The sequence below is a fragment of the Mycobacterium sp. genome, assembly GCF_032162605.1.
Taxonomy (GTDB): Bacteria; Actinomycetota; Actinomycetes; order Mycobacteriales; family Mycobacteriaceae; genus Mycobacterium.
The window spans coordinates 1-6060 of record NZ_JAVROT010000426.1 but is presented as its reverse complement, the minus strand read 5'-3'; the positions used below and the strand labels follow the sequence as shown (position 1 = coordinate 6060).

Sequence of the window (6060 nt, the reverse complement as noted above, 5' to 3'; positions counted from 1 at the left end):
TGGGGGTGCAGCCAGTCGGCGTTGAACTCCGACCGCGTATTCAACGCGACGAGTGGCTCGCCGCTTCGAATCAGCCCGACGGGTCCGTGCTCGACGGCGTCGAGCACGTAGTCGACGCGGCGGTAGTGATCGCGGTAGGCCCGTTCGGCCTCCGGTGGAAGGTAAGCGCTGTTGATCACCCGACTCGTCCCGTCGGCGGTGATCATCGCAGCGCTGGTCGAGCCGAATGTACAGCGCACGGCCTCCATCGCCTCGATCCAATGGTGCGGAGTGATCGCGGCGGCGTGGATGGCCGAGACTATGCGCGAGAAATCGCCGAGCGAGACCATCGCCAGCGCCTTCGTTGGATCGACGATTCCATGTACCCCCCCGGGTCTCAACTATCTTCGACATCGTCAAAATAGTGCGATTCCTCGAACTTGTCATGTGTGTTTTGGGCCACGATGCAGCGCACACGTGGCTGCGCATCACAGTCGCCTGGTGTCGAGGCGCGTCTCGGTGACTCCACGTTCGCCGTCGGCGGTGACGAAGTACGCTCCGGCGCCGTCGGTTTCGGCGATGGCCTCGACGAATTCCGTGCCGTGGTACAGGACGCCTGCGCCGTCGTCGGTCGCGTAGCCGGCGGGCAGCGTTCCGTTGCCAACCAGACGCTGAAGGAGTGGTCGCCGCTGAGGCTCCGAGTCGTAGTGCACGCCATTGGAGAATGGCACGAAGCCAAGTCCGTCGGTCACGGCTCGAAGGTCCGGCCCGAACGAGTCCGTGGTGCCCCCGACGTGCCAACAGAGCGAACCGGCCGAGATGCCGGTGAGCACCACGCCCGCTTGCCAGGCCGCGTGAAGCGCGTCGTCGACGCCGTGCAGTCGCCACATGGCGAGCAGTCCAGCCACGCTCCCGCCGAACACCCAGATCACGTCCTGGGCGAGGAGATGCTCCGTGATGTCGTCGACGTTGGGCATGGGAAACAGGGTCAAATGCGACGCCGAACACCCTCGCTCCTGGGCAGCCTCGGCCAGGTAGTTCAGGGTTGCCCGGTCGTCGCCCATCGCGGTGGCAAGCAGGCACATTCGTGGTGCACGGCCGGTCGTCCCGGACAGTTCTACGGCATAGTCGGTCAGTGCACTGAAGGCGAGTCGGGTTCGGCGTCCCTCCTGGATGCCTCCGCTGGTCGCCAGGATGGTGGGCGTGTCAGCTGGCATTCCGCGAGACTACGGTTCGTGACGAATTTCGCGGAAAATCCGTCAAATTCCGTAGTCTCGACGAGCCAAACTGCCTACGCCTTCAACCCGCGGACCGCCTCGATGCGCGCGGCGATCTGATCGGAGTTCGCCGCCGCCACCACCGGCCCGCCGCAGATGCGGCGCAGCTCGTTGTGGATCCAGCCATGTGGCTTGCCGGTGCGGTGATGGGCGAGCGTCACCAGCGCGTTGAGTTCGCGGCGTAGATCGCGCAGCTGACCGTGGGTCGTGGACCTCACCGGCACCGCGCCACCTGCGGCGGTCCGGCGGTCCAACTGCTCTTCCTGCCTGCGCCGCAACAGGTCTCGCATCTGGGTGGAATCCAGCAGGCCCGGGATGCCTAGGTAGTCGGCTTCCTCGTCGCTGCCCGCGGGTGTCGCGGTCCCGAACGACGAGCCGTCGAAGATCACCTGGTCCAGCTCGGCGTCCGCGCCGAGCATCTCGAAGCCGTTGTCCATCTCGCTTGGCTCGGACTTCTGTTTCTCTTCGTATTCCTCGAACTCGTCGCCCTGCGATTCGCGGTGCGGCTTGCCCAGCACGTGGTTGCGCTGAGCCTCCATCTCGCTGGCCAGCTGCAGCAGGTTCGGCACCGACGGCAAGAAGATGCTCGCGGTCTCGCCCGGCTGGCGCGAGCGGACGTAGCGGCCGATCGCCTGCGCGAAGAACAGCGGCGTCGACGCGCTGGTGGCGTAGACCCCGACCGCCAGTCGCGGCACGTCGACGCCCTCGGACACCATGCGCACCGCGACGAGCCAGCGGCTGGTGCCCTGGGAGAACGCCGTGATGCGGTCCGAGGAACCGGGATCGTCCGACAGCACCACGGTCGGCGCCTCGCCGGTGATCGTGGTCAACAGACCTGCGTACGCCCTGGCCGCAGTCTGGTCCGAGGCGATGATCATGCCGCCCGCGTCGGGCACGTGCTGGCGCTTCTGTTGCAGCCGCTTGTCGGCGGCGGCGATCACTGCGGGCATCCACTCGCCCGCCGGGTTCAGCGCGGTACGCCAGGCGCGGGCGGTCTGCTCGGCATTCAGCGGTTCGCCCAGCCGGGCGGCGTGTTCCTCGCCCGCGCTGTCGCGCCACCGCGACTCACCCGAGTAGGCCAGGAAGACGACGGGCCGCACCACCCCGTCGGCAAGTGCCTCGGCGTAGCCGTAGACGTGGTCGGCCTGTGAGCGCTCCAGACCGTCGGGCCCACGCTCGTAGGTCACGAACGGAATCGCGCTGTCGTCGCTGCGGAACGGAGTGCCCGTCAGCGCCAACCTGCGGGTCGCGTCGCCGAACGCCTCGCGGATTGCGTCACCCCAAGTCTTGGCGTCGCCGCCGTGGTGGATCTCGTCGAAGACGACCAGCGTCTTGCGGTTCTCGGTGCGCACCCGATGTCGCCCCGGGTGACTGGCCACCTGGGCGTAGGTGACGACCACGCCGTGGTACTCGTCGGAGTTCTGGGCGTTGGAGTTGCTGAACTTGGGGTCCAGCGAGAGGCCGATCGCGGCGGCGGCGCGCGCCCACTGAATCTTGAGGTGCTCGGTGGGCACGACGATCGTGATCCGCTCGACGGTGCCGTCGGCCAGGAGCTCGCCGGCAATGCGCAGCGCAAAGGTGGTCTTGCCCGATCCAGGGGTTGCCACGGCCAGATAGTCCCGCGGCCGGGCGGTGAGATACCGCACCATGGCCCGACGTTGCCAGCCCCGCAACGCCTGGGTGCTGGGCGCTGCATAACCCTGCACCCGAGGACTCCTAACTGGTCGAAGGGCAGTCTAGGGCAAGGGGTTACGGGTTCGCATATCTGCAGGGCGTGTCAGCCGACGAGTCGGCGTGTCACTCCACGAAGTGGTTGTCGTTCGCGATGAACCAGTCCCGACGCTCGTCGTCGGTGAGGTCGCCGAGCTGGGCGAGGCCCTCGAAGTAATGCTCCCGCGGCGCGCCGGGAGCAAACAGCATGAGGATCGACGCAGGTGCGTCCGCCTCGTTGCGGAAACCGTGCACACCGCCGGGCGGCACGAACAGGAAGTCGCCCTGCCCGCCGTCGATCCAGTCGCGGCCATCGTAGAGCCTCATCCGCCCGGACAGTACGAAGAACGCCTCCGACATGGATCGGTGAAAGTGCGGGCCCGGTCCACCTGCCTTGGGGGAGAGGTCGACGCGGTAGAGGCCGTAGTCGTCGTCGGTCTTCTTCTGATCGGCCAGATAGTGGTACTGAACCAGTCCGAAGGAGTCGTAGTCCGGGGGCGCGTCGCCGCGGCGCAGCGAGGCGGAGACCTCCGGCTCAGGCTTCGTATAGCGGGCGGGGGGATACGGCGGCACGACCAGTGACACCCCGCCAGTCTGCTACCAAGACGGCTTCTCTTGGCAGCGGGGGCGCCGAAGTGCCCAGACTCGGGCAGGTGGCAGATTGCGCCAGACCGTCTGTCGTGAAGTGTCGAATTGCCTTCTGTAGTCGCACAGGAGCTTCTCGACCGCTTCATGCCGACGCGCTTCGTTGCCCGACGCGATCACAGAACGCATCCGCCGAGTGCCCACGTACGCGAAGTAGACGATGCTGCCACCATCGGTAAGCAGGCTGTCGTATCTGTCGAGGATCACCCGAACTTCGTCTGGCGTGGCGTTGGTGAAGGGCAGTCCCGAGACGATCGCGTCGTACCGAACCCCGGTTTCGAAGGCTTCGATCCTCATCGTGTGGACCGTCGTACGGGGACGGTCCGTGGACGCGGAGGCACCGGTGACGGCCTGAAGTGCTCCCGCGAAGGCTTCGTTGGACTCCACGACGTCGAGCCGGTCCTCGTGACCGAGCCGGTCGATCAGCGCAGCCGTCACGGCGCCGGTTCCCGCACCGACTTCGAGTACGGTCCGCGGCGATCGGCAACGGTCGAGGTGTGCGGTCATCGCGCGAGCCAGAACCGGACTGCTGGGGGCGACGGCCCCGATGTCACCGAAGTTCTCGCGCGCCTCCTGCACGAACAGTCTCGTTCGTGAGGGCGTCGCTGACGGTGAGTGACCTGTGCACGTCGGAGTCGATGCCCCGGATTGCATAGCGATCACGAATCGATCGAACCGTTCGCCCCCGCCGGAAAGGGAAACCTGACACCGGTCAGCTCTTCGGACACCGTCCACAGACGACGCTGAGCCGCAGCGTCGTGGGAACGGCCATTTGACGAGACCACCTTCGAATTGTCGCGCATCCCAATCAAGCTACCCGGGCCGAAGTACTGGGCGCCGAGGACGGGGGTGTCGGTGGCCGCACGCAGGGTCGGCAGTGCGCCCATCTCGGTGCCCTGTTCGAGGGTCCGGAAGACCAGCTGCGCGACGCCGGGCAGGTGGCGCGAGAGCTCGGAGCTCGAGCCAGCTCATCCGAAAACCTCCTGAGTATGATCAAACCGGAACGCCCGCTCCGGTTGATTCGACTATACGGATCGCACGCCCCGCTTCGTCAACCGAAGGGAAGTCAACCGAAGGGAAATGGTGTCCGAACCGGTCCGGCCGATGCGCGCCGACGCCGCCCGCAACCGGGCGAGGGTGCTCGAGGTGGCCTACGAGGCGTTCGCCTCCGATGGGCCTTCAGTGCCCATCGACGAGATCGCCCGTCGCGCCGGCGTCGGTGCAGGCACGGTGTATAGGCACTTCCCGACCAAGGAGGCGCTCTTCGCCGCCGTCATCGACGACCGGGTGCGGGGCATCGTCGCCAGCGGTCGTGCGCTGCTCGGCTCCGTCGGACCTGGAGAGGCGCTGTTCGTCTTCTTGCGCGAGATGGTGACGATGAGCGCCACCGACCACGGTCTGGTCGAGGCGCTGGCCGGCTATGGCATGGACGTCGACGCAGCAGCACCAGGAGCCGAGGCGGTCTTTCTCGAGTTGCTCGGCGACTTGCTCGCGTCTGCGCAGCGCGCGGGTACCGCGCGCCGTGACGTGGGCGTGGCGGAGGTCAAGGCGCTTCTGGTCGTATGCAAGGCGACGCAGAGTTACGGCTTCGAGGTCACCGGAAAGGTGACGGCGGTGATCGAGGCGGGTCTGCGGGTGTCGTCCTAGCAGTGTCCTGGCGGCCCCCGAACCTTGCACTCGCCATGGTCGAGTGCTAAAACTTAGGTTGGCACTCGCGATCGGTGAGTGCTAGGTCGGGACGGTGAGACCAGGCCGCACAGCCTTGGTCGTCCGTCGCGGGCACTGAGCCCGACCACAAATCGTGCCATCCCTAATCCGGAGGAACACTTCGCAATGGCTAAGACAATTGCGTATGACGAAGAGGCCCGCCGTGGCCTCGAGCGCGGGCTCAACGCCCTCGCCGACGCAGTAAAGGTGACGTTGGGACCCAAGGGCCGCAACGTCGTTCTGGAGAAGAAGTGGGGCGCCCCCACGATCACCAACGATGGTGTTTCCATCGCCAAGGAGATCGAGCTGGAGGACCCGTACGAAAAGATCGGCGCAGAGCTGGTCAAGGAAGTCGCCAAGAAGACTGACGACGTCGCAGGCGACGGCACCACCACCGCAACGGTTCTCGCCCAGGCACTCGTTCGCGAGGGTCTGCGCAACGTGGCGGCAGGCGCCAACCCGCTCGGTCTGAAGCGCGGCATCGAGAAGGCCGTCGAGAAGATCACCGAGACGCTGCTGGCGTCGGCCAAGGCGATCGAGACCAAGGAGCAGATCGCTGCCACCGCCGGGATCTCCGCCGGTGACCAGTCGATCGGCGACCTCATCGCCGAGGCCATGGACAAGGTCGGCAACGAGGGTGTCATCACCGTCGAGGAGTCCAACACCTTCGGCCTGCAGCTCGAGCTCACCGAGGGCATGCGGTTCGACAAGGGCTACATCTCGGGCTACTTCGTCACCGACG

At 66.4% G+C, this 6060-nt stretch carries 7 protein-coding genes and 1 pseudogene; 2 read left to right on the top strand and 6 right to left on the bottom strand.

Annotated features, from left to right (window positions below; genetic code table 11):
- The 6 genes and pseudogenes from QOI01_RS24005 to QOI01_RS23980 form a co-directional block, all read right to left on the bottom strand.
- Nucleotides 1-329, bottom strand: a pseudogene (locus QOI01_RS24005) (helix-turn-helix transcriptional regulator); the annotation flags it as partial.
- 138 nt (nucleotides 330-467) lie between these two features.
- Nucleotides 468-1196: a Type 1 glutamine amidotransferase-like domain-containing protein gene (locus QOI01_RS24000; RefSeq protein ID WP_526385403.1), complete on the bottom strand. Its 729-nt coding sequence runs from the start codon at nucleotides 1194-1196 to the stop codon at nucleotides 468-470.
- Nucleotides 1197-1270: 74 nt separating this feature from the next.
- A complete protein-coding gene (locus QOI01_RS23995) occupies nucleotides 1271-2962 on the bottom strand; it encodes a DEAD/DEAH box helicase (RefSeq protein ID WP_526385401.1) in 1692 nt (563 codons plus the stop codon).
- A gap of 91 nt (nucleotides 2963-3053) precedes the next feature.
- Nucleotides 3054-3551, bottom strand: coding sequence for a cupin domain-containing protein (locus tag QOI01_RS23990; RefSeq protein WP_526385399.1), 498 nt, complete (start codon nucleotides 3549-3551; stop codon nucleotides 3054-3056).
- 12 nt (nucleotides 3552-3563) lie between these two features.
- Entirely contained in the window at nucleotides 3564-4190 is a 627-nt protein-coding gene (locus QOI01_RS23985) for a class I SAM-dependent methyltransferase (RefSeq protein WP_526385397.1), read from the bottom strand.
- 80 nt (nucleotides 4191-4270) lie between these two features.
- Nucleotides 4271-4498, bottom strand: coding sequence for a hypothetical protein (locus QOI01_RS23980; protein ID WP_526385395.1), 228 nt, complete (start codon nucleotides 4496-4498; stop codon nucleotides 4271-4273).
- A gap of 217 nt (nucleotides 4499-4715) precedes the next feature.
- Between QOI01_RS23980 and QOI01_RS23975 the strand changes: the two genes are divergently transcribed.
- The gene (locus QOI01_RS23975; RefSeq protein WP_526385405.1) at nucleotides 4716-5258 is read left to right on the top strand and encodes a TetR/AcrR family transcriptional regulator; all 543 of its coding nucleotides are present in this window, start codon (nucleotides 4716-4718) and stop codon (nucleotides 5256-5258) included.
- Nucleotides 5259-5444: 186 nt separating this feature from the next.
- Nucleotides 5445-6060 (top strand): TCP-1/cpn60 chaperonin family protein (locus QOI01_RS23970; RefSeq protein WP_526385393.1); only part of this gene is annotated, 616 nt, incomplete at its 3' end.